Source organism: Streptomyces sp. NPDC043861 (genome assembly GCF_056435905.1).
In genome coordinates, this window is record NZ_JBWKDP010000001.1 from 344,028 (window position 1) to 370,596 (window position 26,569).

The window sequence follows — 26,569 nt, forward strand, 5'->3', positions numbered from 1 at the left end:
ACCCTCCGGGCAGCAGGGCCGCGGCCGGCCGCTCTCCCCGAGCGAGCCGGCCGCCGCTCTCCCGCTCCGATCAGCCGCCGTCCCGCCCCGCAGCACGCCAGCAGGCCAGCAGCACCGGCTCCGGACGGTGGAGCCCACCGGGCACCACGTCGAACACCTGCATGGCACGCAGGCCCCGCACGGCACGGGCCGCGTCCACGGCGCCGAAATCGCCCGCCGTCGTGATCGCGGCGGCGAGGTCCTCCGCCGTGAGCCCCTCCTCGGTCATGAACTCCACCACCGCACGGAAGGCCGTCCACAGCGACGTCCCGGGCCGCAGACCGGCCTCGGCGAGGAATTCCGCAGAGCCCGCCTCGGACTCCAGCCGGTCGCCCACCGCGCGCAGCGCCTCCCCTTCCGTCCCTCCCTGCGCCAGACCCTGCGCCAGCCGGTCCACCAGACACGGCCAGCCGCCCGTGACCGCCCTGAGCCGCTCATAACCCGACTCGGACGTGAACGCGCCCACGTCCAGCGACCAGGCCCGCAGACCGTTCGCCGTGAAGCGGCGCAACGCCACGACCTCGGCCGAGATCTCCGGATCGTCACCCAGCACCGCCGTCCAGAGCGCGTCCTGGTCCGGGCCCGCCACCAGGACCGCGGACCGCGTGACACCACGCCGCTCGGGAAACCGCGTCTGCGCGATGTGCAGACTGCCCAGACACGTCTCCTGGTTGGGTGATTTGGACGTCAGGTCCGACAGCACGACTCGTCGGGCACCCGGGGCGCCGGCGACGAGTTCCCGCTCGAAGTCGGCGCGCTTCTTGACGGGTGGCATCACCCAGCCGGTCGCCTCCGCCACCTCGCGCAGCGCCGCGCTCACCCGGTCGATCCCCGTCGCCGCTGTGCCGATGACCACCCTCGTCTGATTGCGGCGCCCGGGCAGCACATCGGCGATCTGCGCGGCGGTGAGGGGACAGTGCGGCCGGCCGGGCCGGGAACAGTGGCGGGCCTCCAGCGCCGTGAAGTGCTCGGTGACCTGCCGGCCGGAGGCGTTCTGCAACTGTGCCTCGACCGCCTCCAGACTGCCGATCATGCTCAGCGCGTTCGCACTGCGCAGATGCCATCCCCTGTGGTCGGAGTCCGGAGCCAGCACACCGAGCCCCTCCATCTCGGTGAGATACGTCCGGAACTGGTCGGCGTCGAGATCGTGGAATCCCTCGCCCCACCAGTAGGTGCACTCGTCCCACAGCTGCGCCTGGGTCATCCGGGCGTCGAGGCCGTGGTGATGGGCATGGTGCGCGACGACATTGGCGATGACGTTGTAGCGCGAGTCGAGCTTGAGAGTGTCGTGGAAGGCCGCTGTGATGCTCTGCTTCAGCTCCTTGTCCGACTGAACGCGTTCCACGTCGGCCCGGGTGATCCGGTAAGGGGGACCGGAGGCGTCGGAACCGCGCCGGGCGTGCATCGTGCGCACCAGACGATGGCCGAACATCTGCAGCAGGAACGGCTGGTAGGAGCAGTGACCGAGGATCCGGTGCACCAGTGCCGGTTCCTCGAAGTGGTAGCCGAGCGCAGCGAGCGGCTCGATGAGGAGGCCCGCCGCGTCCTGCGGCGCCAGCGGACGGATCACGGTGGGCTGCTGCGACAGATGGTTGAACGGATGGTTCTCCGCGATCGTCGCATAGCGCTGCACCGAATGCAGGCCTGCGAACACGACCTTGACCCGCTCCTCGGTCTCCGGGCCCAGATCGCGCAGCCTGCGCGTCTGCGTGAACTGCGGGGCATCGGCGTCGAAGAACGCGTCGGCCTCGTCCAGCAGAATCAGCAGATGACGCCGACTGTCCTCCCTCAGCCATGACTTGAGCCCGTCCAGCACCTGCTGATGGCTGAGCAGGGCATCGGCCCTGACCCGGCGGGGGAGCGCAATCGCCTCCAGCTCGACCAGCCTGCGGCCGAGCACGTTCCACAGGGCGGACGCGCTCGCGTTGGTGCCCTTGTAGGTGGAGTCCAGACTGAGCGACAGGGCGAGCCGCGCCGTGGGCTCGGGCTTGCTGAACGCGCGGGCCGCCTCCTTGAGCAGAGCGGACTTGCCCAGTCCACGGCCGCCGAAGACGACCTGGCTTCCGTCCGGATTCTGCACCGACTTCAGTTCCTCGTGACGGCCGAAGAACATCTCCTCGGCCACCCGGCCGCGCTTCTCGCTCACATACGGATTCACCGCCGAGAACGGCAGCAGCACCCTCATCGCCGAGGCGAGCAACTGCTCACCGCCCGCCGCCAGATGGGCGAGTGCGGCATCGTCGAGCACCACCAGCGGCCGCCGGCCCACGCATCTGACCGCCAGCGTCGCACGGTCGCGCGCCTTCAGTGTGCCGAAATAGGCGACGAGCAACGGCTCCTGACCGGGATCCTGCTGCACACGGGCCAGCAGCGCGTCGGGGCTCGGCTGTCCCCACACGAGCATGATGCGCAGCCTGCCGCGCAGCGCCGAGCCGAAGGCGGGAACCAGCGCCTCTCCGGTGCAGGTCACCTCCGGGAGGTCGAGGAAACGGTAGTCACCTCCGCGATAGCGGTCGTCGCGCTGCGGTTTGCGCCGGCTGCGGTACCCGACGAGCCGGAGCGCCGGCATGAGCAGATCGCTCTCGTTGAGCCCGTCCGAGCGGCGGGCCCCCTGGCGCGAGGACATCTCCAGCCAGCCCTCGAGGCCCAGCGCGGCGAGCTCGGCGAACTCGGGCGACATGGCCGAGTAGTCGAGCGCATCGAGCCCGAGATGGCACTCACGGCGACGGACCGCGGCGATCAGCTCACGGGTGATCCCCGCGTGGAGCGCCTCGGGAACAGCGGGGAAGAATGCGGACAGCGCGAGACCGGGCGGCTGGGTGTCCGGGACGCCCTCTCCGTTGGCGAGGCCCGAGATCAGTACGTCCGCGGTGAGCAGGTCGCCGTCGGCCAGCAGTGGTTCGACCCTGGCGAGATCGTCCGGCGTCACATCGGGGATTTCGCCGAGCCGCGCCCTCAGGCGGGCCGCGGCCGTGGCATGGGTACGGGACAGCTCCTCCGACAGCTCCGTGAACCGCGCCCGCACGGGCCCGAGTTCGGCGGCGGGATCGATCGCCTGAGCCTGGAGCCGCTGCTCCATGCGGCGCTCCTCGTCCTCCCGGTAGACATTGTTGATCCTGGCACGACGCAGCGTCTCCTCGAGTCGTCGGCGCATACGCTCCAGTTCGTCGGCGACCCGCTGCCCCGACTCCGACACCAGCCGGTGCAGCAACTCGGGCAGCGGCTCCGCGTCATGGGCCGGGCCGGGCAGGGGACCCTTCAGCGCGAGGCCGAGCAACTCGGCGGCGGTGGCGAAGTGCTCGTGCTCGACGTGGATGCGTACCGCCTCCTCCCAGGTGCGTTGCCCGGCCTCGACGAGTTCCCCGGCCGACGACTCGGGGCAGTGGATCCGGCCGGCGCTGTCGACGGTGGTCCCTCGGACCTTCAGCAGTTCGGCGGACAGGGCCAGTTCCGCGGCGATCTCCCCGGAACCGAGGCGGACGTCCCCCGCCAGAAGACCGAATGTGTGATCCAGCGACCGCGCTGCCGCTGCCATCGCAGCCGAGGCGAGTGGATCACCGGAGGGAGCCTGCTCCGCCAGCTCCGTCAGGGCGTGGGAGCGCCGCCCCAGCACCGTCGCGCGCATCTCCCGCACCTGGTCGGCGCTCCAGTCGGTGTCGCTGCCATTCAGCGCACGCGCACAACCGACCCACTTCTCGACCAGCCGCAGGCGCTCGGTCATCTGGCGCAGCACGTCCTGGCGGGACGGCCCTTCGAGCCGGCTTCGGCTCGAGCCCATCAGCCGCTGGTCGATGGCGTCGAGCTCGGCCTGGAGCCGTGCCGGATCCGCCAGCTGCCGCAGACGCGCCGCCACGTCGTCCAGCGCGGGGCGGTCGTCGTCCACGGCATGCTTCAGCAGGGCCCCGATCAGACCTTCCGGCATGAGCCAGCGCCGTGCGATCTCGCTCGCCCGGCGGAAACGCAGCCGGGGCACCTGCACCAGCCCTTGCCTGCAGTCCTCCCGGGCTTCCTCCAGCGCCTTCTCCAGCTCGCCCCGGTCGCGCGCCAGGGCGAGCGGCGGGGAGGAGAGGAGCGTCGACTGCAGGGCCTGCTGGGACACCTCCCTGACGATCGCCGCCAGATGGGGCGGCAGACCGGGGGCGAGCGCACCGAGGGGCGCGCCGACCTCCGAGTCACCGGTGACCAGCACACCACGCAGGAGTGCAGTTGCGGCAAGACAGGCATCCGCCCGGCTGCCGGCGAGCGACTCCATGGTGGTGCCGCCGAGTTCGATGCGCAGTCGCGCGGCGCACTCGCCGTGCTCGGAGCGCATCGCGTCGGCGTAGGCGGCCATCCTCAGCGCCGCGATCCGGTGCGCCGGCTCGCCCGCCGCCCCGGCGAGCGAGGCCGCGAGACCGAAGCGCCCTTCGGACACCAGGACAGTGAGGTACGCGATGACCGGGCGGGCCGGACCACCGGCGGCCCCGGACTCCGGCCCGGAACCGGATCCGTGGTCCGTCTCCGTCTCCGTCTCGATGGGAGAAGGGGGCAGGGGAGCGGTGGCCCGGACATCGGAGGTCCCGTCGGCGGAATCGGGCGCCCGTGGGTCGTCCGACGGCGACGACGCCTCAGCCGGGTGAGCGGACCGCTCAACTTCGGTCCCCGCCTCCGGCATGGCCTCCGGCATGGCCTCCGGCATGGCCTCCGGCATGGCCTCCGGCATGGCCTCCGGCATGGCCTCCGGCATGGCCTCCGGCATGGCCTCCGGCACGGCCTCCGGCTCCGGCACGGCTTCGTCCGCGGACGGGCTCTTCGGCGCCTGCGTGGTCCGTGGGGTGGGGGAGGGCGGGTCCGGTGTGGTCCGTGGGGCGGGCGGGGGCGGCAGGTCCGGCGTGGCCCCGGGGTGCGGGAGGTCCGGCGTGGTCCGGGCGTTGGGGGAGGGCCGGAGGTCCCCTGCTACCCGGCGGGCCTGTGCGGTCCGACCGGCGGCAGGGGTTTCCGGGTCCGGTGCGGCCTCGGGGGGCGGGACCGCTGCAGGGCCGCCCACGGTCTTCTGCTCCGGGGCAGCTCCGGCGTCCGGTACGGGTCCGTGGTCGGTCCCGACCACGGACCGCCGGGCAGTCATGCCCTCGTGCCGGCTGTCGGGCCCAACGGCGCCGGCAGCGGGCGTCTGCGCACCGGCGGTCTGCTCCTCGGTCTGTTCCTCCCGAGGTGGCGCGGCTGCGGCAGCGCGGTCGTCGACGGACCCGTACGCGGCGAGGGACGTGCGTACCGTCCCACCAGGGGAACCACCGGGGTCGCCGACAGCGGGGTCCTCGGCCGTACGGCCGGGGGCAGGGTGATGCGCGGAGTGCGGGGCGTTGCCGACGGAGGCCTCCGGCGAGGGAGCCGTGTGCGAGTCCGGCGACGGGCCCGTGCTCGGCGCCGGGGCATCGGAACCCGTCCCCGAGGCTCGCAGCAGCGCGTACTGGATGGCCAGAGGTGCCAGCCACGGTGCCTGGACGGCGACATCGGACAGGAGGTTCAGGATGTCCCCGGCCCGTTCGGCGCGCTCGGGCGCCATTTCCACCAGCATCAGCAGGATGCCCAGCGCCGAGGCCTCACGCTCGTCGCCTTCGCTCCAGTCGTTCGTCCTGCTCAGCGCCCGGGCCCTGGCCTGCGCCAGGCCGAGCGCCTCGGCAACGGCGGTCGAGGCCCGAGGGGCGCTCAAAGCGAGCACATGGTCCAGCTGTTCGCGTAACGGGGCGTGGGCCAGACGTCCGAGCAGCGTCTCGGTCCGGCTGCGGATCGTGTCGAGGTCGGCCCGGTCCGTCGTGACGTCGTACGCCCTGAGCCCCGTGGCGGCTTCGTCGAAGGACCTCGCGACCCTCCTAAGCGACTCCAGATCCCTGTCCTCGGGACGGGCCTGCGCGTTCACGGCCTCGGCGACACGGCCCACGGACTCCTGGGCGGTCGCGAGCGCTTCCTCGACCCGAGCGACGGCTTCGATCAGGAACGCGGAATCGGGCAGTTGCCGCTCATCGGTCCACAGCGCTCCGGAACCGGCCACCGTCGGGCCCCCGTCGCCGCAGAGCTCCTCCTGACCGGTCTGCGCCAGGGCAAGATCCGCCACCCGCCGGGCGGCCTTCCGCACGCTCTCCACGGCCTCGCGCTGCGACGCGTCCGTCATCCACGGCTGTTGCAGGGCCCACAGCCAGATCGGCGCGTCGTCGGCGCAGGCGCGCAACAGGGACCAGGCGGTGAGCCGGAGCAGCGCAGGGCTCCACTGGTGGGTCAGGGGCTTCCTGTCCCGGCCGTCGCCGGTGTCAGGACGGTCGCTCCCCGGGGCCGTGCCATCCCCGGTGCCGTCGGCCGACCCACTGTCGTCCGACTGCCTCCCTGCCAGTGCCGCGTCCGAGAGACCGGAGATCAGGGGCCGGGACAGATGCCGTGCCGCGTGCCTGGTGCGCGCGGATTCCGGATCCTTCTGCATCCGGCCCAGCACGTCCCGGCACAGCGCCGGGCTCACACGGGTGCCGACGACGGGTATGCGCAGGGTGGCGAGCAGATGGCGCCGCCACTGCACCGGGATGGAGACGAGTGCGTGTTCGACGTCGTCCGAGGTGAGTTCGGAGACGGCCGGGGCCAGCGGGGAGGGAACCCCGGCCAGGGCCGCGGACAGCGCGCCGAGCGCCTGGCACAACTCGGTACCGGGCTCATGGCCGCGCGGATGAGGAACCACGGGATAGCTGGGTCCGGATTCCACGCACGGCTGCGGGTGTGGGGACAACGGTGCTCCTGTTCGACGGTGCGGGTGGAGACGGGGCCGGGGCGGGCGCGCCTTTCGGCGCGGTCAGCCGCCGCGCCGGTGGGGGCGTACGTAGGTGTATCCGGGCGGGAGTTCCGGGCTGCCGGCCAGTCCGTAGGCGTGGAAGTCCTCGCGGTAGCTGCGCCGTTGGTCGTCGCTCGCCTGCTGTCCCAGATGGCCGATCCGGCGGAGGAATCCGGCGACCCGGTGGGCTTCGGCCGGCCGGACCGGCAGTTGGGTCCGGTACGCGGCGGTCTCGTCGCCGATCGACGCGATGTGCGGTGTGTAGCAGAGGAGTTCCACCGGAAGCTCACCGCAGCGAGCCGGATGGTGGGTGGGTCCGCCGGTCCGGGCGCGGCTGCCGCGCTCCGAGGTCAGCTGCCCGGAGCGCAGCAGTTCCGTGAGCGTGTGGTCGACGGCCCCTCCGGGCGCCCCGGGCCGTACGTCCGTCACGAGCATGATCCGGTCGACGGCGGCCGCCGCCAGGTCACGCGGGAGCAGGGCCCGGCCGTACGCGTCCAGCAGCCCGAGCCGGCGCACGGCCGTCATGACCAGGCAGCACAGTGAGGAGTCGCGCGGCGCCCGGGAACGGGACCAGAGCCCCGCGGCGGCATCGCGGGTGACGACCCGGCGGTCGTGGCGATGGGCGATCCGTTCACCGTCGAGCGTCACCGGAGCGGGAAGCGGGAGGCTGCGCACACGGATCGTCCGGCTGTCGCGCTCCCATGCGAAGGACAGCCGGAGCCCGGGAAAGAACCACTCCGGCCAGCTGACACCGGTGAGCAGGTATTCCTGACCGGCCCCGGCCCGCACTGCGTTGCGGGCGGCGTGCCGGGACCGCACGGTCCGTGCGTCGTGCCGCACCACCACCTGGACCGGCTGTTCCGCAGGACGTCCGTCCGCGAGCTCCGAGGCCACATCGGCGGGGAGTGGAAGGACGTCGTCCAGGATGTGCCGCAGACGCAGCGGCTGCGACCAGGCGACGACGCCGTCGGGGGACGCCGTACGTACCGGGGCGCCCAGTTCCCGGTCGTCCGGCCACGCTGGGGAGGTTCCGTCGCCGTCCTCGGCCCCGGCGCGGCCCCGGCCGATGTGCTCCGGCCCTGCGTCCGACGGCTCCGTGCCCGTGGTCCCGCCGGGGAAGTACTCGGAGCGCCAAACACCTCCGCCCTGCCGGAGACCGTCCAGGGACAGCCGTACGCCATAGCGCAGGAGGCCCGTTCGTTCGTCGGTCTCGCGTCGTACGAAATCCGCGATGACGGTGTTGAGGTGGCACACCGCGAGCGGATAGCGGGTGCCGAACAGCTCCTGGGCCTCGGGAGCGCGCCCGCGGAGGGCGGCCCCGGCCGCGGTGTGCCGTACGCGGCGTTCTGCGGTACCCGCGCGGGTCCTTCGTGGCACGGCGGAGCGAGCGGCCTCCACCGCGATGCTCTCGAGCACTTCGCGGCCCACCGGCCCGGTGTCGGTGAGACGTGCCGCCAACGAGGCACGGGTGAAGGCGTATTCGCCCCACATCCGCGCCTGCGACAGTCGGCCCAGTGCCTCCCGCACGGTCCGCAGAAGCCCCTTCAGAGCGGCCTCCAGGGCGCGCTCCCCACTGCCCCGCGGCAGGAGCAGCGGCAGCGGAACCGGTGCCAGCGAGCTGGTGAGCCGCTCGCGCCCGCGCGTCATCAGATGGTGTGCGTAGTACGCAGTGTCGTCGAGGTCGCTCTCGTTCCCTGCATAGCGGGCGCCGAGCAGGAGGTGGCCGTAGGGGTCGATACGGCGACGCTGCCGGAGCCGGGTGAGGCGTATGCGCGTGGGGGCGAGTCCGTCCCCGAAGGCGTGCGTGTCAAGGACGAGCCGCTCGTACGGAACGGGCGTGGACTCCTGGGCGGTTGCTCTCGCCTCGCCCCGGTCCGGCTCCGTGTCCGGGTGGACGACGCCATCCGGGTGGGTCGGGGCGGTTGACGCGCCGCCCTCCTTGTAGACGACCTCGGCGGGCACGAGATCGGCTGCGGTGCGTATGTTGACCATGGCGCCGACCGGCAGTGCGTCCAGTTCGTCGCCGAGGGCCACGGACGGGAACTCGCCGATGTCCAGCGGACCGCCCGCGTAGCCGCCGACGGCCGTGTCGTAGCCGAAGTAGAGCGCGTTGAATGCGACTGTTGTGTGAACGGGCGCCTCACGGGCCTCCACAACCGCCCCGAGGTAGTGCAGCAGCCGGTCGGTGTGACCCGGGCCGCAGGCATCCAGTCCGTGCAGCATGTCAGGGCTGATCAGCGGTTCGTCCACGTACGGCCGCCAGACGCGGCTTGCAGGCTGAGCGTTAGCGCGTGCTCTCGTCATATGCCCCCATCATCACGTCTTCGTCACACAGTGAGAAGGGATGAATGCGGAGTGAAAGGGCGTTCGGGGGGCGTGCGCTCGGGAGTGAGCGCTGTCGGCGAGGCGGCGACGCGACCTGCGGCCGACCGCACGGTGATCGCCACCGTCGGCGTCGGCACGTTCCTGGTATGCGGGGCACGGGCGCCGACGTACTACGGGATGGTGCGGGCGGCGACCGCATCCACCAGCAGGATCGCCGAGAACCTGCCGGACAACTGCTCCGGGGACGTGCCCGGTTGCAGCTGAACGGGACCCTGCCGAGGCCGAGCCCGTCCGTACAGCGAAATGCCCCGCACCAAGCCTTCCGCAACACCCCTCAGCAGTCCGAGCCGCAGTCGGCCTCGGACGAGCAGCCGCTGGGCGCAAGAGGGCAGCGCCCGGTCCCGGGCCGTACCGGACGGGGTTGACCCGACTCTTGCCGCCGCGAGCCGACTGTGCCATACAGGTCTGGACCAATCCTTCGGCACTGGAGGCGGTCCGATGCAACGCTCCCCAGGGTTCCCTGTGTTGATGTGTGCGGCCGCGGTGCTGCTCGGCTCCTGCGGTCCGGCCGAGGCCGAGGACACGCGCGGCCCGTCCAGGCCGGGCGGTGTCACGGTCCATGCGAGCAGTGCCACTTCGGTGCACGTCATGTGGGACCGGGCGGCCGACGACCGGGGCGTCACGGCGTACGAAGTCTTCCGCGCCGGTACGAGGGTGAAGTCCGTACCCGCCGCCGGACACATGACCGATGTGGACGGTCTGGCTCCGTCCAGCGCGTACACCTTCACCGTCCGCGCCGTGGATGCCGCGGGCAACGCCTCGCCGCACAGTACGCCGGTCGCCGTCACCACTCTGGCCCGTGCCGTCGAGGACAGCCGTGCCCCGAGCCGCCCCGGTGCCCTCAAAGGACGTGTCGAAGGCACCGGTTCGGTCGTTCTGTCGTGGGCCGCGTCCACGGATGACACGGGCGTGACGGCCTATGACATCCACCAGGCCGACACGCGCATCCACAGTGTCTCCGGTACCACGACCACCACACGCATCAAGGGTCTGCGCCCGGGGACGGTCTACACGTTCACGGTGCGGGCACGCGATGCGGCCGACAACTCCTCACCCGACAGCGCCTCGCTCGACCTCGCGACCGACCCCGCTGCGGGTGACGGCCCGAGTACGGCTCCGACGGCGCTCACGGCCACCATCCGCGCGACCGGCGCCGTCCACACCATCGACCTCGGCTGGGCCCCTCCGAGGACCGGCGCTCCGGTGAAGGAGCACCAGCTCTTCCTCAACGGCCGGCTCGCCACCACGATCGTCTGGGGCGCCCCACCACCACCGGGCCGGGTCAAGTACAGCTTCACCGTCACCGACGAACCCCGCACCCGCTACTCGGTCAAGCTCCGCGCCCGGCTCCCGGACGGGAACTGGGGCGACTTCTCGGCGCAGCGCACGGTGGTGGTCGGCTACGGCCTCGGGGAACATCGGTACAGCGGTTATCGGTGAGAACGATCATGGTCGTCTAGCACAGTGATCCACTTCGCTGCTGAGGTTCGGTGAAACGCCTCCGGGCCTGGTCCGGGCCTGGCTACGGTCCGGCTCGTGCCGGTGGAATTCCTGAGTGATGAGCAGGCCGTTATCTGTATCTGTCACTGCTGACGGTCGGCTTCACCTGCGGTTTCGTGTGGCTGACAGTGTCAGCCAGGTATCGCTCGGCGGGTCGATGAGCTGTGAGCCCCAGTCGGCTGAGCCGAGGGTTCACACCTGTCATGGGCGCGAAGTACCTGGATTATTGACTGGTCGCGGTGGAGGGCATGCGCCAGACTCCGTGGCCATGGAAGGCACGATTACTCAGCGGGTTGGCGAGCTCGGTGCGGATTCGAGCGAAGTGGCAGAAGACGCCCAGCATGCGCTGATCGCCATGGGGCCAGAGGTGCTGGACGAGTTGATCGCGGCAACACCTCACCTGGGGGCGTTCGGGCAGCTCTGCGCCATCGAGGTATTCACTGCGCTGAAGGATCCGCGGCCGGGCGACGTGCTGATCGGCCTCTTGGAGAGCGAGAACGCCACCGTTCGCCAATGGGCGGCCGAAGCCTTGGCTGACCTGGAGATCCAGCGTGCTGTGCCAGCTCTTCAACGAGCCTATGAAGCCTTCCGGCAGCGAGGCGAGGCCCCCGATGACAGCGAAGGAGTGGCACTTCGCTGGACACTGACGGATCTCGGGGCCCGCGAGCTCGTGATCCCGCCCCGGACTGCTGCACTGCGGGCCTCGCTCGGGAGCCTGGCCCCGGCATGGCCGACGGCTCACCTTGCGGAGGTCATCGAGGATCTTGCCGCTCACGATCAGGCGGTGCTCTATTTCCAGGTGTGGCAGATCAAACCGGACAGCGGCGCCTTCGGAGGCCATGGCCCAGGCATCGACTGGGACATCGACCGCCAGTTTCCCTGGGCTCGGATCGTGGCCGAATGCCGGGACTGGGCACTTCTGGCAGCCGAAGCAACTGACAAGGCTCCAGATCTGGTAGCGACGATTTGTTGGATTGATGCCTCGGATCTGTGATGGCCCCGGTCTGACCGACAGATCGCGTCAACTTGTCTACAGATACAGGATGTTGCGCCTCATTGGCGCGAAGCTGACGGACTCCGTCACGCGGAGGTGCCAAAGCCTCGGCGGAGGTCGCGGAGCTGTCCGAGGGCCACGGCGAGTTCGTTGCGGAGCCGCTCGTTCTCCACGTGCAGTTTTCGGTTGGCTTCCCGGAGCGCTCGAACCACCGATTCGTGTGACTTGGTGCTGATCCGCTGGTGATCGGGCAAGGCCGGTCGCCCAGTGGCGGGCTGCTTGTTCGCGAGGTCTCGCAGCCTGGCCAGCAGCGTCGCCTGGGCGGCGTCGTAGAGAAAGGTCCGGGAAACGCCGGCCCGGGCGGCGACGCCAGCGACGGTGGTTGCTCCGCCATCGCGTTCCAGGGCCTCCAGGACAGCCTGGACACGCGCGATGCAGTCCAGGCGGCGCTGTTGCGCGGCCTCGGCCAGGTGAGACGAGTTGTCAGCTCGCATCTTCTGCCCTCTCTGTCTCGCCCCGGCCGCCGGGGAGGTCGTCGGACACCGGGGACAGCCCGTCATGTTCCTGGCCGGTGATGCGCGTGATGAGGTGCTCGACGGCCGTGGCCAGCCGTGCGTTCACGTCGGCAGCGCGGGAGCGGCCGGCGGCCGCGGCGTCGGCTTGCAGTTGGACGGTTCGGGCGAGGGTGTCGCGGTGGATGGGTAGGAACTGCCGGTCGCTCTGGAAGTCGTCGCAGAAGTAGCAGCCGTCGGCGGCGGTCTTGGGGCAGGGACGCGAGATGTGCCGTCCGCACCAGCCGCCCGCGACCGCGTGGAGGCGGCGCCCGATCTTCTCGGCCAGCCACTCGACGCCGGACAGGTCGCTGTCGCGGTGGATCTTGACGGCCTCGCCCTTGAGGTTGAAGCGGACCTCGTACTTCTCCTCGTACTCATGGCGGAGCGTGTCGTCGGCGATGCGCGAGTAGTGCTCCTGCATCTGCCAGGAGGTGTGGCCCAGGACCTCGCGGATGGTGCGCCCGGACACTCCCGCGTTCGCCATCCTGGTGCCCAGCGTGTGCCGGAACTGATGCCAACTGACGGCAGCGGGGTCGCCGTTGGAGTCGATGAGCCGAATCCGCTTCAGCCAGGCGTCGAAGCGGGTGTCGACGGTGCCATAGGGCATCGGATACTTCCCGTCCGGGTTCCCGCTGACCTTGGGGAACAGCCACTGGCAGCCGGCACCGAACCGTTCCCTAACCCGGCCGTGCTGTTCCCGGATCGCATCCACCACCACGCGGGAGGCGGGGATAGCCCGGAAGCTCTTGTCCTTGCTCTTGTAGTGCACCAGCGCCCAGCGGCCGGACGGAGTCTTCTTCAGACAGTCGGTCTTCAGGGTGAGCACCTCGCTGATCCGCAGGCCCTCGTCACGGCAGATCAGCACCAGTGCGCGCGTCTCCGGGTCCAACAGGGTCAGGTTCTCCTCGGACTCGATCTGCTCCATCAGGTGCTCGTCGATGAAGTTGGCCTTCAGCCCACGCGGCCGCGGGTATTCATCCCGGTGGACCCGGGCGTCGGCGGGCAGCGCGGGCTGCCAGTCGTAGCGGCGCCACGTTTCGAGCAGGGTCGAGACCACCGACAGCAGGCGGCTGCGGCTGCCCGGGGCCACGGGCAGGCCGAAGTACGGCCCTTTCTGCTGGACCGTCCTGCGCCCGACCCAGCCGATGAACAACTCCAGCAGCGGCCGGTCCAGCACCGCCGGGTCGTTCTGCTGGACGGGGCGGGCCTCCGCGATGAACCGGGAAAACAGGAGGAAGTCGTTGAGGTTGCGCGCGGCCGTCCGCAGTTCCGTGCGAGCGAGCCGCAGCCGAAGGTAGCGCTTGATCATCTGCCTCAGCCATGGCTGAGTGATGCCGGTGAAGTCCAGCGGGGCGACGCGCTGCCGCTCTTCGATGCTGTAGCCGAGCCGGTCCGGGCGCCATACGTCCCGATCCCACTCGTCGGCGGGGCCGTCGAGGTCGCCGAGGGCCTCCAGCAAGTCCGTGAAGAGCTGCGGGACTGTTGTGTGGTTCAGCGACAGGTGACGCCAGTGGTCGGCCGGACGGCCCCGGACCGAGGAGACGCCCTCGGCGATGACGGTGTTGATCGCGCGAACCCAGGAACTGGGGACCACCTTGGAGCGCCGCTGGTCGGTGCGGAGCTGGAGCAGGTACTGGAACTCCAGTGCCGCCAGCGGCGGCAGGCCCGCGAGGGAGAAGCTCGGGGTGTTGCGGAGCTCCAGTTCGGCGGGCAGCGCGGCCAGGGGTGGCCGCCCGACCTTCGTCCAGCGGTAGTGGTGCCCGTCGCACAAGTCGCTGCGGCTGATCTGGTAGCCGCAGTCGGGGAAGCCGCACCGCTCCGTGGTCGGGCGGGAGAGCACCGGCGCCGCGGTACCGTACTCGCGGACGCTGATGCGCTGGCCCCGCGAGTGCAGGCCGTTCAAGTCGGCCAGGTGCAGGTCACACAGGCACGAGAGTCCGCCGGAGTACCGGCACTCGCCGACCAGGCACGGTGCCACGTCCAGGCTCAGCCCGGCCGGCCAGTTCGCCGGGTCCGCGATCCACGCCTCGCGCTCGGGACGGCCGGCCTTCCGCCAGGCCGTGTCGTGTGCGGCGCACAACCCCCGCGAGGCACTCTTCCTAAGGCAAGTGCTGATCACGCACGGGGTCGGGGCCAGGAAGTGATCGGCGGGTGGCACGAAGCGCTCGACTCGGAATTCCGGCCGCACCGCACGAAGCAGGGCCGTCACGCGAGGGTCTCCGGGAAACGGCAGGAGGGCGGCCCCGCGTCCGTCGGCGCTCACCACGCGCCCCGGAAGCCGACCCGGGTCAGCTCTCCGGCCAGGTCGTCTGTGTCCAGGTGGCCGTAGGTGTCCGCCGTCGTTTGGACCGAGCGGTGCGTGAGCAACTCGCTCGCCACCTCCAGGCGCACGCCGGCCCGAAGGAGCGCGGTCGCATGAGTGTGCCGGAACAAGTGCGGGTGAAAGTCGACGCCTGCGCGTCGCCGCAGCCGTTTGACCAGGCTCATCGCCGCCCAGTACCCCATCGGCGTGCCCACGGTGCCGTTCCACAGGTTCACAAACACGTAGTCGCAGTCCAGCTCCCCGTACTCGGCGAACAGGTAGTCCGTGTAGAGGTCGAGCAGTGTCTGCCGGACGGGGATTTCCTTCGGTTCATGGCTCTTGCCGCGTGCGCGGTTGGCGTTGTCCTCCCGGGGCCGCAGCGTCAGCGTCCGCCGGTCCGTGTTGATGTCCTCGTGCCGCAGGCCCAGGGCCTGCCCGATCCGGCAGCCCGTCTCGAACATCAACGCCATCAGCAGCCGGTCCCTCAGCCGCTCGCACACGTCGAGAATCTTCTGGACGTCAGCGTCGGCCAGCGTCGCCGGACGTCGCGTGGCCTGCTTCAGCCGCATCGGCCGACGGGTGACCTGCCGCTCCGCGATGCCGGCGAGGAACCCGCCGTGGTCGCCGATCGAGGTCGCCCGGCGGTGCGTCAGCTGGGCTCCCATGCCGATGCCGCGGCGTGCGAGGAACTCGTAGAACATGTAGACGCTGTTCAGCGCGCGGTTCACCGTGGACGGCTCCCGGGCCGGACCGTCGGCCTCCGCTGGTCGCAGCCGCCCGGGCTGGACCGGGCGCCGCAGCCACCCGGCGAACTGGTCCACGTGCTCCGGGGACGCGGTCAGCGGATCGATGCCCAGGAGCTGGAGGAAGACCAGCCACGCCTTCAGATCGAAGGCGCGGGCCCGGAGGGTGTTCGGCGAGTGCTCCCGGTCAGTGCACAGGGCAAGGTAGTCGTCCACCGTCTCCACCACGCGTCCCTCGCCGTCCACGACGGTGTACGTCTCACGGCGCATCCCGGACCCCACAACCCGTCGCACGTACACCGGCCCTCCCCGTCCGCTGGATCCACGATTGGAGCAACGAGCGTCACGGACAACGGTCACGACGCGGTGTCAGCCACAGGCGCAAGCACCCAGCCCAGCGGCATGTCCTGTACGTCGCTGACACTTCCGGACCGCGTACAGATAAAGGCCGAGGCGTACGGGACGTTCGCTGAGGAGCCGACGAGGCCCGAGCTGGAGCGGTTCTTCTTCCTGGACGACGTGGACCGGGACCTGATCGCCCTGCGGCGGACGGAGCATCACCGGCTCGGGTTCGCGCTCCAGATGTGCACGGTGCGGTGTGCGTGCTGGAGCAGCTGCACCGGGCCCTGAACAACCGCGACGTCTTCGCCTCGCCCTCGCACCGCTGGTCCAACCCGCGGGCCCGCCTTCTGGACGGGCCCGACTGGGACGCGGTCGAGGAGGACGTCCTAGCGGCCCTGAGCCTGGACATGCCCGTGGAGGAGCACCTGGCGGAGCTGGTGCGCGGCCTGGACGCCGGGTGGAAGCAGCTCGCCGAACGCCTTCAGGAGGCGGGACCGGCGGCGAAGGTCTCCATCGAGGCGCAGGACGACGGGCGGGTGAAGCTGAATGTCGACAAGCTCGGCGCGCTCGGCGAGCCGAAGTCCCTGACCTGGCTGCGCCAGCGGGTCGAGAAGATGCTCCCGAAGATCGACCTGCCGGACCCTTTGTTCGAGGTGAACGCCTGGACCGGGTTCCTCGACTCCTTCGTCCACCTCGGCGACGGCACCACCCGGATGAAGGACCTGCCCACCTCGGTGGTCGCGCTGCTGGTGTCGGAGGCGTGCAACATCGGCCTGGCCCCGGTGGTGAACCCCGGCTACGAGGCCCTGACCCGGGCCCGGCTCGTGCACGTCGACCAGTACTACCTGCGCGCCGACACGGTCACCGCGGCGAACGCGCGACTGATCGCCGCCCAGGCCGGCATCCCGATCGTGCGTTACTGGGGCAACGGGCTGCTCGCCTCCGTGGACGGGCTGCGCTTCCAGGTGCCGGTGCGCACCATCAACGCCGCCCCGTCGCCGAAGTACTTCGGGTTCAAGCGGGGCATCACCTGGCTCAACGCCGTCAACGACCAGGTCGCGGGCATCGGGCAGATGGTCGTCCCCGGCACCCCGCGCGACTCCCTGCACATCCTGGATGCGCTGCTGAACCTGGACGGCGGGGTGAAGCCGGAGATGGTGGCGACCGACAACGCCTCGTACTCCGACATCGTGTTCGGCCTGTTCAAGATTCTGGGCTACAACTTCAGCCCGCGGTTCCGCGACCTGGACGACCAGCGGTTCTGGCGGGCCACGATGCCCGGCGTCGGCGGGAACATACGGCGCGGTGGAGGACCTGGCGCGCAACCGCGTGAACCTGAACAAGGTGATCACGCAGTGGCCGGACATGCTGAAGGTCGCGGGTTCCCTGGTCACCAACCAGGTCCGCGCCTACGACCTGCTGCGCATGTTCGGGCGTGAGGGGCGCCCGACTCCGCTGGGTGCGGCGTTCGCGGAGTACGGGCGGATCGCGAAGTCCGAGCACCTGCTGCGGGTGATCGACCCGGTGGACGACACCTACCGCCGTCAGATGAACCGGCAGATCACCGTGCGCACGTCCCCTTCTCCCTCCAGGTCACCCTGGGCCAGGATTACCTGCCCTCCCGTATCGGTACTGCCAGCGGCGTCACCCTCGGCCTCACCGTCAGCATCGGCGGCCTCATCAGCCCCCTGCTGGGACACCTGGCCGACTCCACCTCCCTGACGACAGCCCTCACCCCCCTGATCGCCATGCCTGCCCTGAGCTGGGTCCTCTTCCGCGCCCTGCCCGAACCCACCGCCCCCAAGCCTCAAGCCGACGCACCCGCGCCCGCATCCGCGCGGCAGGACGCGTAGAGCTGCACGGATCAATGTGCATGAACAAGGGCCACCGACGGAATTGACTGACCTGCAGGAACGTGGCTTCCGCCAGGCGTCGATCCCGCGCAGCTGTGTCCGCGATCCCGGGTGATGACCGCTAACGGGAGCCAGCTGCGGTGCGAGCGCAGGCAGAGCCGTGATGCCCGGCCGCCCGTCGACCGCGTTTCGTCACCTGGGCAGGCCCATTCCGTCGGTGGCACCCTTCTCCCACGTGGGCACGAGACGGCTACGACACCTCACCGCGAGCGGGAATCGGATCGCCACGACCGGAGTTGGCGAGGGAAGTTAGCCGTTTCAGGAGGGGTCATGCGAGCGATTCAGGTTTCCGAAGTGGGCGGTCCCGAGGTGCTGCGACTGGTCGACATTGATCAACCGATGCCGGGCCCGGGCCAGGCGGTCGTGCAGGTCGCCGCGTCCGGCGTCAACTTCCTCGACGTATACCACCGCCAGGGCCGGTACACCCTCCCGCTGCCCTTCACCCCGGGCACTGAGGGCGCGGGCACGGTCCTCGAGGTTGGACCCGGCGTCACCCACGTCGCTGTGGGAGACCGGGTCGGCTGGGTGGAGATTCCCGGCACCTATGCCCAGCAGGCCGTCGTGGACTCCTCCCGGCTCGTGCCCCTGCCCGACGGCGTCGACTTCGAGGCCGCCGCCGCCGTGCTGCTGCAGGGCATGACGGCGCACTACCTCGTCAAGGACGCCTACCCGGTCCAGCCAGGCGACACGGTGCTCGTGCACGCTGCTGCCGGCGGCATGGGGCTTGTGCTGACCCAGCTCATCACCCATCTCGGCGGCAGAGTGATCGGCACAACCTCGACACCGGAGAAGGCCCAGCTGGCGCGGCGCGCCGGGGCCGCCGAGGTGATCCTCTACTCTGCAGTGGACGATCTCGCGGCCGAGGTGAAGCGGCTCCATGGCGGCCAGGGCCTGCCTGTCGTCTTCGACGGCGTCGGCAGGGACACCTTCGATGCGAGCCTCGCCAGCCTGCGAACCCGCGGCCACCTGGTGCTCTTCGGCGCCGCGAGTGGTGCAGTGCCGCCCTTCGACCCCATCCGGCTCGCCCAGGGCGGTTCGCTGACCCTGATCCGGCCAAGCCTCGGGCACTTCATCGCCGATCGGTCCGAGCTGCTCCGGCGCGCCGCCGACGTGCTTGAATTGGTGCGCAACCAAGGCGCTTGAGACCACCGTGACGGCCCGCTACCCGCTCGCCGAGGTCGCCCAAGCTCACCGCGATCTGGAGGCTCGGCGTACCACCGGCAAGCTACTCGTCATCCCCTAGCTTGATCTTTAACCTGTGCGGCGGGGTTTCGGGGTTGTCGACTTCTTCGTTCGTCGCTTCGGTGCCGATGTTTTGTGGGCTGTGTGCACGTCGTGGCGTTGGGTTGGCAGTGTGTTCTTTCGGCCTGGTGGTCGTCCGGGGCCTGGGCGGGTGGGTTTCGGTGCCCTGGCCGGGCAGGCGGCCTTTGGGCGGATGTGCCGAAAATCGCGACGGACACGGGCGGGAGTGAGCCTGTCCGGTGGGCTTGGTTTCTCCCAGGGGCGACGCAGGTCGGCTGCCAGTGGGCGGTCAACCCTGTCCTGAATGCGCCACGACCTGCTTCTCGTGGGAGGTGGCGACGCCGCTCCACGGCTGGGGCGGCCGACGAGGTGCCGAGTCGCGGGCGCTCATGGCGAAGGTCCGCTCCTCCTCCTCCGGGGGAGCCGCCGGACCTGCGCCATGAACATCCCGACAACGGGTGTGTCGTCCTGCCCGTTCGTGTCCTACGCGCCGGAACCGGTGCCGGAACCGGAGCCGGTGCCGGAACCGCTGTCGCGGACCGAGCCCGTGCTGGAGCCGGAGGTGTCCCCCAGGAAGCAGGTGATCTCGCGGTCGCCGAGGGCCCAACTGGCCGACTGCGGGTGGTAGTAGTACATGTCCAGGGTCTTCGGGAGCTTCGCCGCGTCCCCCACGTAGTCGGTGAGCAGGGTTCCGGAGCACTTCTCCTCGGCGATCGAGATGATCTTCTCCGGGCCCGGGAACGGTCCGTCCTCGACATCGAAAACGGCATACGCCTCGCCCTCGTGGGGCTGGTCACAGGGCACGATCCGTACGGAGAAGGCGGCCTGGCCCCCGTCCTTGTCGCGAAACTCCGCCAGGTCGTCGTCCGTGGTGAAGCAGTCTCCCTCGCGGATGTCCTCCACATCGCTGGAGCCGGGGCTGGTGACCTGTCCGCCGGTGTCGCGCCGGGGCGCGGGGCCGTCGTCGAACGCGCCGGAGAGGCCGAGGATCAGCACGAGCGAGTAGAAGGCGATGGTCGCGCCGTGGATGGCGATCGCGGCGACGGCGAAGCCCTTGCCCTTCTCGCCGCGGTTGCGGATCTGGGAGAGAGCGATGATGCCGAGGACCAGCGGGACCAGCGGCAGCGCGCAGACGATGGACATGACGAACGCGACGACGGCCAGCACGTTGGTCTTCTGCGGCGGCGGGGGGTACCAGCCCTGGGGGCCGCCGTACGGTCCGGGTTGCCCCGGCAGCCCGTACGGTCCCTGGTGCGGGTAGGCCCCCGGGGGCGGCGGTTGCGGTGGTATGGACATGTGTGTGGCACTCGCTTCTTGTGCGGAAGGTCAGCCCGCAACCTATAGCGCGGCGGTGACACCGTGGCCGCCGGGTGGGGGCCTCGCCGGACCCGCGCCCACCGTCGCTGCCGCGGCGGCTCCGCCCCGGGCGGCGCCGGACGCCGGCGCTGAACGCACCGCGACCTGCGACGGCGATTGAGCGGATGGTCCCACCGGCCCGTATATGACAGCGCCCCGTCACTGCTTCGCGACCAGCGGCGGGGCACCAGAGCGTTCGGCCGGCGTCGTGGACCCGCCACCATGTGGAGGCGCCGCGCAGCCTCGGGCCACGTCAGGGAGAAGGCCCCGCCACGGCAAGGGCCGCGATCGTCGGGCCGACGTTGCCTCACATCATCGACGACGAGGCGGGTTTGGGCGGTGAGGGGCCGGCCGGAAAACGGCGGTGCAGACGTCTTGTCAGTGCAATTTCACATTACTATGTTACAGGTCACATCCTGAGTGTTGCCCTCACGGGAAGTGACCCACATGACCAAGCGCACCCAACTCGCGCTCACCACCGCCCTGGTGACCGCACTGGCCATCGGAGCCTCCGGCTGCTCCGACACCACGAGGAAGGCGGGCGAAGGCGGCAGCAGGAACAATCCCGCTGCCGCCAACGAGGGCAAGATCCTCGGTGGCACTCCTGCCAAGGGCGGCACCCTGACGATCCTGTCCAACCAGGACTTCGCCCACCTCGACCCGGCCCGCAACTGGGTCATGCCGACCATGGACTTCGGCACTCGTCTGCTCTACCGCACGCTCGTCACCTTCAAGTCCGAGCCGGGCAGCGCCGGCAGCGAGATCGTCCCCGACCTCGCCACAGATCTCGGCACCCCGTCCAATGGCGGGCGGACCTGGACCTTCACCCTCAAGGAGGGAGTGAAGTACGAGGACGGCTCGCCCGTCATCGCCCAGGACATCAAGTACAACGTCGAGCGCTCCTTCTCCCCGGACCTCACCGGCGGCCCCGACTACGCCGCCCGCTACCTCGCGGGCACCAAGGGCTACGCCGGCCCGCTCACAGGCAAGCACCTCGACTCGGTGAAGGCTCCGGACAAGCGCACGATCGTCTTCGAACTGAGCCGCCCCGTGGCCGACTTCGCCTCGACCGCGACCCTGCCCACCTTCGCCCCGGTCCCGCAGTCCCAGGAGAAGGGAGCCCGCTACGATGCGCGGCCGTTCTCCTCCGGGCCGTACAGGATCGAGTCGTACGACCGCGACAAGAAGCTCGTCCTCGTCCGCAACGAGCACTGGGACCCCAGGACCGACCCGGTCCGCAAGGCCTACCCGGACAGATTCGTGGTCCTCATGGGGCTCAAGGGCGGTCAGATCGACGACCGCATCATCGCGAGCAGCGGCGCCGACGCCTCCACCGTGCAGTGGTCCGACGTACGTCCCGAGAGCGTGCCGAAGGTACTGGGCGACACCGGCGTCAGACAGAGACTGCTCGCCGAGTCACAGGGCTGCACCGAGATGCTCCAGCTCAACACCTCCCGGGCCCCGTTCGACGACCCCAGGGTCCGCGAGGCCATGCAGTACGCCGTCGACAAGGAGGCCCTGGTCACCGCGGGCGGCGGCCCGGCGCTCAACGACATCGCCACCGCCTATCTGCCGCCCGCACTGACCGGAGGCAGGCAGGCCGACACTCTGAAGATCGCTCCTGCCGGCGATCCTGGCAGGGCGAAAGCACTGCTCAAGGCCGCAGGCAAGGCGAACGGCTTCAACACGACCATCACCGTCTCGACGGGGGACAAGACGAAGGCCGAGGCGCTTCAACAGGGCCTGGCACGCGTGGGCGTGAAGGTCACCATCGACACCGTGGACCCGGGCGCCTACTACGACGCCATCGGCGACACCGGAAGCGCGCCCGACATGGTGATGTCCGGCTGGTGTCCCGACTACCCGTCGGGCTCCACCTTCCTCCCGTTCGTGTTCGACGGCCGCACCATCAAGGAGAAGGGCAACTCCGGCAACTACTCGCAGTTCCGGGACGAGCCGACCTCCAGGCGGATCGACGAGATCAACGCCATGACGGACGCGCGGAAGGCCAACCTGGCCTGGATCGATCTGGACGCACGGATACTCGCCAAGTCCCCGGCGGTGCCGCTGGTGCTGAAGCGCAAGCCGCTGCTGATCGGCTCCAATGTTGCGGGAGCCTTCGGCCATCCCGTCTGGGTCGGCCAGCTCGACTATGCGACGGTCGGTCTCAAGGACCCGTCGAAGAGCCAGGGTTGAGGGTGCGCCGACCATGACCGCACCCGCCCCGGATGCTCCCGGATCCGGCCCGGCGCCCGGCTCCGCAGCCCGGGCCGTTCCCGGCCTCACCACCGGGCCCGGACCCGCTCCTGCCACAGAGCCCGCACCACCCGTGTCCACCCCTGGGACGGACTCGGCACCCGCTCCCGCGCCCGGTCCTGCCGCCCGCCCCGCATTCGATGCCACGCTCCGCCCCGCCGCCGACCCGGCAACTGCCGCCGCGCCGCATGCCGTTCCCCCGGAAAGCAGCCCCTGGCTGCTTGTCCGGAGGGAGCTGGGGCGCCGGCCGTCCGCCCGGGTCAGCCTTGCCGTGGTCGTCGTCTTCGTCCTCATGGCCCTCACTGCCCCGTGGCTGAGCGCGCTCGGCGGCTGGACCCCCGACGCATTCGACAAGAGCGCCATCGACCCCTATCTCGGTGGACTTCCGCTCGGCCCCCTCGGCGGGATCGGCACCGAGCACTGGCTCGGCGTCGAACCCGTCACCGGCCGCGACCTGTTCGCCCGTGTTGTGCACGGAGCCCAGGTCTCCCTCCTCATCGCCTTCACCGCCACCGCCATCGTGGTGATCGCGGGAACCGCCGCAGGCATCGTCGCGGGGTACTTCGGCGGCCGCACCGACACCGTTCTGAGCCGGCTGATGGACCTCACCATGTCCTTCCCCTCGCTCATCTTCATGATCGCGGTGATGTCGGTGGCGAAGGACGCGAACAGGATCGTGCTGATGACCGCCGTCATCGGGTTCTTCGGCTGGCCCGGCGTCGCCCGCGTCGTACGCGGCCAGACCCTCTCCCTCAAACACCGCGAATACGTCGACGCCGCCCGAGTCGCCGGATCCGGCCCGTGGCGCATCCTCACCCGCGACATCCTCCCCGGTGTCTCGGGCCCCGTCATCGCCTACACGACCCTGCTCGTCCCCGGAATGATCAGCACCGAGGCCGCCCTCAGCTATCTGGGCGTCGGCGTCCGCCCGCCCACCCCGTCATGGGGCCAGATGATCGCCGAGAGCGTCGCCTTCTACGAGACGGACCCGATGTACTTCTTCATCCCGAGCACCTTTCTCTTCCTGGCGGTGCTCGCCTTCACTCTGCTCGGGGACGCGTTGAGGGACGTCCTGGATCCGAGGGGCGGCCGTACATGACCGTCTACCTGGCACGCCGCCTGGCCGCGGTGGCGGGAGTCCTGCTCGCCATCGCCGGCGCCACCTTCGTCATCTTCTACGTCCTGCCGTCCGATCCGGCCGCCGCTGCCTGCGGGAAGTCATGCAGCCCGGAACGGCTGGACGCCGTACGCCACCATCTCGGACTCGACCAGCCGCTGTGGCGGCAGTTCGCCGACTTCCTCACCGGCATCTTCACCGGCCGCACCCTGGGCACCGGGCAGTACGCCGTGCAGTGCGACTTCCCCTGCCTCGGCTACTCGTACGAGAACTCGCTCCCCGTATGGGACCTGCTCCTGGACCGACTCCCTGTCTCCGCCTCCCTCGCGATCGGCGCCGCAGTGCTGTGGCTGCTGCTCGGACTGGGAGCCGGCGTCACCGCCGCCCTGCGCAAGGACACGCTCACGGACCGCGCCCTCATGGTCGGTGCGGTCGCCGCCGCCTCCCTGCCCGTCTACTTCACCTCGGTCGTCCTGATCTACGGCGTGATCCGAACCGCAGGGCTGCTGCCCTACCCCGCCTACCAGGAGTTCACGGCCGATCCACTGGGCTGGGCGTCCAATCTCCTGCTGCCGTGGACCGCGCTCGCCCTGCTGTATGCGGCCATGTACGCCCGGCAGAGCCGCGGTTCGATGATCGAGGCGATGGCGGAGCCGTACATCCGCACGGCCCGGGCCAAGGGCATGCCCGAGCGCACCGTGATCGTCAAGCACGGGCTGCGCTCAGGAATGACGCCCATCCTCACCATCTTCGGCATGGACCTCGGCGGACTCCTCGCCGGCGCCGTGATCACCGAGTCCATCTTCGGACTTCCGGGCATCGGTCGGCTCTTCTACGGGGCCCTCGTCAACGCCGACCAGCCCGTGGTCCTCGGCGTCACCCTGCTCGCCGCCTTCTTCATCGTCGTCGCCAATCTGGCCGTCGACCTCCTCTACGCCGTCGTCGACCCGAGAGTGAGGTACTGATGCCGCCGCTGCTGGAAGTACGCGACCTGCACGTCACGTTCACCACCGACGCAGGCCCGGTCCGGGCCGTCGACTCCATCGGCTTCACCGTCGAAGCCGGCCGCACCCTCGGCATCGTCGGCGAGTCCGGGTCCGGGAAGTCCGTCAGTTCACTCGCCGTCATGGGCCTGCACCGCGGCAGGACCCGGGTGACGGGCTCCATCGCCTTCGACGGTCGGGAACTGACGGGGATGTCCGAGAAGGAGCTGTCCAGGCTGCGCGGACGGCGAATGGCGATGATCTTCCAGGATCCGTTGTCGAGCCTCCACCCCTACTACACGGTCGGTGAGCAGATCGCGGAACACTTCCGAGTCCACTTCCGCTCCGGCCGGGCCGCAGCCCGCCGCCGCGCCGTGGACATGCTCGGCGAGGTCGGAATTCCCGAACCGGCGCGCAGGGCGGGGGAGTACCCGCACCAGTTCTCCGGCGGAATGCGCCAGCGCGCCATGATCGCCATGGCACTCGCGTGCGAGCCCGCCCTGCTCATCGCCGACGAGCCGACCACCGCGCTGGACGTCACCGTCCAGGCTCAGATCCTCGAGCTCATCGTCCGGCTCCAGGAGGAGCGCGGACTCGGCGTCGTCATGATCACCCACGATCTGGGGGTGGTGGCCCGGGTCGCCCACGAGGTCCTGGTGATGTACGGCGGCCGGGCGGCCGAACAGGCCCCCGTGGACGAGCTGTTCGCCCACCCCGCCCACCCCTACACCCGGGGCCTGCTGGACTCGCTGCCGCGTCTCGACGACAGGGGCGACGCGCCGCTGCGGGCGATCCCCGGCACCCCGCCCTCGCTGCTCACCCCGGCGCCCGGCTGTGCGTTCGCACCTCGCTGCGCGCTCGCGACCTCGGCCGAGGCCGAGGAACGGCAGCGCTGCACCACCGAACGCCCCGTCCTCGTACCCCTCGACGACACGGCTCATCTGTCGGCATGCCATCTGTCGGTGCCGGTGAAGGAGGTGTCTCGATGACCGGGACCAGAGGTGCGACCGTTGCGCCGCCCACGACCCCACGGGCCGGGACCGCGCTGCTGTCCGTACGGGACCTCGCCATGTGGTTTCCCGGAAGACGCGGCCGCACGGGTCGACGCGGCGCGCCCGTCAGGGCGGTCGACGGAGTGAGCTTCGACGTGGCGGCGGGGGAGACGCTGGGACTGGTCGGCGAGTCGGGCTGCGGGAAGTCCACGACGGGGCGGATGATCGTCCGGTTGCTGGAACCCACTGCCGGGTCCGTCGTCTTCGAGGGAACGGACATCAGCCACCTGCCGGCGGGCTCGCTGCGTCCGCTGCGCAAGGACCTGCAAATGGTCTTCCAGGATCCGCACTCCTCCCTCAACCCCCGCCAGACGGTCGCCCGGATCATCGCCGACCCGCTGCTCGTGCAGGGCTGGAGTCAATCCGACGCCCGGCGGCGGGCAGCGGAGCTCATGGATCTCGTCGGCCTCGTCCCGGAGCACCTCCACCGCTACCCGCACGAGTTCTCCGGCGGCCAGGCGCAGCGCATCGGGATCGCCCGCTCACTCGCCACCGGCCCCCGGCTCGTCGTCGCCGACGAGCCGGTCTCGGCCCTCGACGTCTCGGTGCAGGCGCAGATCGTCAACCTCATGGAAACGCTGCGCGGGGAGCTCGGCCTCGCGTACGTGTTCATCGCGCACGACCTCTCCGTCGTCAGACGGGTCTGCGACCGGGTCGCCGTGATGTACCTCGGCCGGATCGTCGAGATCGGCGGCAGGCACCAGGTGTACGGAAGTCCGCAGCACCCCTACACCCGTGCGCTGCTCTCTGCCGTACCCCTGCCGGATCCGGCGGCCGAGCGGCGACGTGAGCGAATCACCCTCCTCGGCGACCCGCCCAGCCCTGCCTCACCCCCGTCCGGCTGCACCTTCCATCCCCGCTGCCCCAAGGCACAGCAGATCTGCCGGACCGAGCAGCCGCTGCTGCGGATCGGGGGTCCCGGCGAGAGCAGGGAGGTGGCGTGCCACTTTCCGGGTGACTGAACACGGCACACGGCACACGGCACACGGCGCGCCGCGGCA

At 70.3% G+C, this 26,569-nt stretch carries 17 protein-coding genes and 3 pseudogenes; 13 read left to right on the forward strand and 7 right to left on the reverse strand.

The window, feature by feature from the left end; translation table 11 throughout:
• Nucleotides 1-70 precede the first annotated feature (70 nt).
• Nucleotides 71-6,787 (reverse strand): hypothetical protein, encoded by a 6,717-nt coding sequence (locus AC068D_RS01370; RefSeq protein WP_478820849.1) that lies wholly within the window; start codon nucleotides 6,785-6,787, stop codon nucleotides 71-73.
• A 63-nt stretch (nucleotides 6,788-6,850) separates the two neighbouring features.
• The gene (locus AC068D_RS01375; protein ID WP_478820850.1) at nucleotides 6,851-9,133 is read right to left on the reverse strand and encodes a hypothetical protein; all 2,283 of its coding nucleotides are present in this window, start codon (nucleotides 9,131-9,133) and stop codon (nucleotides 6,851-6,853) included.
• An 84-nt stretch (nucleotides 9,134-9,217) separates the two neighbouring features.
• Between AC068D_RS01375 and AC068D_RS01380 the strand changes: the two genes are divergently transcribed.
• The 3 genes from AC068D_RS01380 (at nucleotide 9,218) to AC068D_RS01390 (ending at nucleotide 11,708) form a co-directional block, all read left to right on the forward strand.
• Nucleotides 9,218-9,418: a hypothetical protein gene (locus AC068D_RS01380; protein ID WP_478820851.1), complete on the forward strand. Its 201-nt coding sequence runs from the start codon at nucleotides 9,218-9,220 to the stop codon at nucleotides 9,416-9,418.
• Nucleotides 9,419-9,682: 264 nt separating this feature from the next.
• Nucleotides 9,683-10,654 (forward strand): fibronectin type III domain-containing protein, encoded by a 972-nt coding sequence (locus AC068D_RS01385; RefSeq protein ID WP_478820852.1) that lies wholly within the window; start codon nucleotides 9,683-9,685, stop codon nucleotides 10,652-10,654.
• A gap of 328 nt (nucleotides 10,655-10,982) precedes the next feature.
• Nucleotides 10,983-11,708: a HEAT repeat domain-containing protein gene (locus AC068D_RS01390; RefSeq protein WP_478820853.1), complete on the forward strand. Its 726-nt coding sequence runs from the start codon at nucleotides 10,983-10,985 to the stop codon at nucleotides 11,706-11,708.
• Nucleotides 11,709-11,794: 86 nt separating this feature from the next.
• Here AC068D_RS01390 and AC068D_RS01395 read toward each other — a convergent pair whose 3' ends face one another.
• The 3 genes from AC068D_RS01395 to AC068D_RS01405 form a co-directional block, all read right to left on the reverse strand.
• Nucleotides 11,795-12,202, reverse strand: coding sequence for a DUF6262 family protein (locus tag AC068D_RS01395; protein WP_478820854.1), 408 nt, complete (start codon nucleotides 12,200-12,202; stop codon nucleotides 11,795-11,797).
• Complete coding sequence (locus tag AC068D_RS01400; RefSeq protein WP_478820855.1) at nucleotides 12,192-14,342, reverse strand: tyrosine-type recombinase/integrase; 2,151 nt, start codon at nucleotides 14,340-14,342, stop codon at nucleotides 12,192-12,194. Before AC068D_RS01400 ends, AC068D_RS01395 begins: the two co-directional genes overlap by 11 nt.
• A 179-nt stretch (nucleotides 14,343-14,521) precedes the next feature.
• The gene (locus AC068D_RS01405; RefSeq protein WP_478820856.1) at nucleotides 14,522-15,577 is read right to left on the reverse strand and encodes a tyrosine-type recombinase/integrase; all 1,056 of its coding nucleotides are present in this window, start codon (nucleotides 15,575-15,577) and stop codon (nucleotides 14,522-14,524) included.
• A 132-nt stretch (nucleotides 15,578-15,709) separates the two neighbouring features.
• Between AC068D_RS01405 and AC068D_RS01410 the strand changes: the two genes are divergently transcribed.
• The 5 genes and pseudogenes from AC068D_RS01410 to AC068D_RS01430 all read left to right on the forward strand — a co-directional run bounded on the left by AC068D_RS01410 (nucleotide 15,710) and on the right by AC068D_RS01430 (nucleotide 18,805).
• On the forward strand, nucleotides 15,710-15,937 hold the full coding sequence (locus AC068D_RS01410) for a DUF4158 domain-containing protein (protein WP_478820857.1): 228 nt from the start codon (nucleotides 15,710-15,712) through the stop codon (nucleotides 15,935-15,937).
• Nucleotides 15,904-17,227 (forward strand): annotated as a pseudogene (locus AC068D_RS01415) (Tn3 family transposase); the annotation flags it as partial. The gene AC068D_RS01410 and the pseudogene AC068D_RS01415, both read left to right, overlap by 34 nt.
• Nucleotides 17,221-17,502, forward strand: a pseudogene (locus AC068D_RS01420) (MFS transporter); the annotation flags it as partial. The pseudogenes AC068D_RS01415 and AC068D_RS01420, both read left to right, overlap by 7 nt.
• A 330-nt stretch (nucleotides 17,503-17,832) precedes the next feature.
• Nucleotides 17,833-18,705 carry a quinone oxidoreductase family protein gene (locus AC068D_RS01425; RefSeq protein ID WP_478820858.1) on the forward strand — a complete coding sequence of 291 codons (873 nt, stop codon included), beginning with the start codon at nucleotides 17,833-17,835 and terminating at the stop codon, nucleotides 18,703-18,705.
• Between the two features lie 7 nt (nucleotides 18,706-18,712).
• Nucleotides 18,713-18,805: a zinc-binding dehydrogenase gene (locus AC068D_RS01430; protein ID WP_478820859.1), complete on the forward strand. Its 93-nt coding sequence runs from the start codon at nucleotides 18,713-18,715 to the stop codon at nucleotides 18,803-18,805.
• An 8-nt stretch (nucleotides 18,806-18,813) separates the two neighbouring features.
• On the opposite strand, the pseudogene AC068D_RS01435 reads toward AC068D_RS01430, so the two are convergent.
• A pseudogene (locus AC068D_RS01435) lies at nucleotides 18,814-19,107 on the reverse strand (NF041680 family putative transposase); the annotation flags it as partial.
• A gap of 180 nt (nucleotides 19,108-19,287) precedes the next feature.
• Complete coding sequence (locus tag AC068D_RS01440; protein WP_478820860.1) at nucleotides 19,288-20,100, reverse strand: DUF4190 domain-containing protein; 813 nt, start codon at nucleotides 20,098-20,100, stop codon at nucleotides 19,288-19,290.
• 507 nt (nucleotides 20,101-20,607) lie between these two features.
• Here AC068D_RS01440 and AC068D_RS01445 point away from each other — a divergent pair.
• From AC068D_RS01445 to AC068D_RS01465, 5 genes are read left to right on the forward strand one after another with little or no spacing between them, the layout of a single operon-like run.
• Nucleotides 20,608-22,356 (forward strand): ABC transporter substrate-binding protein, encoded by a 1,749-nt coding sequence (locus AC068D_RS01445; protein ID WP_478820861.1) that lies wholly within the window; start codon nucleotides 20,608-20,610, stop codon nucleotides 22,354-22,356.
• 13 nt (nucleotides 22,357-22,369) lie between these two features.
• Nucleotides 22,370-23,515 carry an ABC transporter permease gene (locus tag AC068D_RS01450; RefSeq protein ID WP_478820862.1) on the forward strand — a complete coding sequence of 382 codons (1,146 nt, stop codon included), beginning with the start codon at nucleotides 22,370-22,372 and terminating at the stop codon, nucleotides 23,513-23,515.
• On the forward strand, nucleotides 23,512-24,498 hold the full coding sequence (locus AC068D_RS01455; protein WP_478820863.1) for an ABC transporter permease: 987 nt from the start codon (nucleotides 23,512-23,514) through the stop codon (nucleotides 24,496-24,498). The genes AC068D_RS01450 and AC068D_RS01455 overlap by 4 nt, the downstream gene beginning before the upstream one ends.
• A complete protein-coding gene (locus tag AC068D_RS01460; RefSeq protein WP_478820864.1) occupies nucleotides 24,498-25,505 on the forward strand; it encodes an ABC transporter ATP-binding protein in 1,008 nt (335 codons plus the stop codon). Before AC068D_RS01455 ends, AC068D_RS01460 begins: the two co-directional genes overlap by 1 nt.
• The gene (locus AC068D_RS01465) at nucleotides 25,502-26,530 is read left to right on the forward strand and encodes an ABC transporter ATP-binding protein (RefSeq protein ID WP_478820865.1); all 1,029 of its coding nucleotides are present in this window, start codon (nucleotides 25,502-25,504) and stop codon (nucleotides 26,528-26,530) included. The genes AC068D_RS01460 and AC068D_RS01465 overlap by 4 nt, the downstream gene beginning before the upstream one ends.
• Nucleotides 26,531-26,569: the final 39 nt, after the last annotated feature.

Coding starts and splice junctions, on each gene's coding strand:
- AC068D_RS01440 (WP_478820860.1), bottom strand. CDS start 20,100: ATGTCCATACCACCGCAACCGCCGCCCCCGGGGGCCTACCCGCACCAG.
- AC068D_RS01405 (WP_478820856.1), bottom strand. CDS start 15,577: ATGCGCCGTGAGACGTACACCGTCGTGGACGGCGAGGGACGCGTGGTG.
- AC068D_RS01390 (WP_478820853.1), top strand. CDS start 10,983: ATGGAAGGCACGATTACTCAGCGGGTTGGCGAGCTCGGTGCGGATTCG.
- AC068D_RS01375 (WP_478820850.1), bottom strand. CDS start 9,133: ATGACGAGAGCACGCGCTAACGCTCAGCCTGCAAGCCGCGTCTGGCGG.
- AC068D_RS01410 (WP_478820857.1), top strand. CDS start 15,710: ATGTCCTGTACGTCGCTGACACTTCCGGACCGCGTACAGATAAAGGCC.
- AC068D_RS01425 (WP_478820858.1), top strand. CDS start 17,833: ATGCGAGCGATTCAGGTTTCCGAAGTGGGCGGTCCCGAGGTGCTGCGA.
- AC068D_RS01450 (WP_478820862.1), top strand. CDS start 22,370: ATGACCGCACCCGCCCCGGATGCTCCCGGATCCGGCCCGGCGCCCGGC.
- AC068D_RS01460 (WP_478820864.1), top strand. CDS start 24,498: ATGCCGCCGCTGCTGGAAGTACGCGACCTGCACGTCACGTTCACCACC.
- AC068D_RS01445 (WP_478820861.1), top strand. CDS start 20,608: ATGACCAAGCGCACCCAACTCGCGCTCACCACCGCCCTGGTGACCGCA.
- AC068D_RS01385 (WP_478820852.1), top strand. CDS start 9,683: ATGTGTGCGGCCGCGGTGCTGCTCGGCTCCTGCGGTCCGGCCGAGGCC.
- AC068D_RS01465 (WP_478820865.1), top strand. CDS start 25,502: ATGACCGGGACCAGAGGTGCGACCGTTGCGCCGCCCACGACCCCACGG.
- AC068D_RS01395 (WP_478820854.1), bottom strand. CDS start 12,202: ATGCGAGCTGACAACTCGTCTCACCTGGCCGAGGCCGCGCAACAGCGC.
- AC068D_RS01455 (WP_478820863.1), top strand. CDS start 23,512: ATGACCGTCTACCTGGCACGCCGCCTGGCCGCGGTGGCGGGAGTCCTG.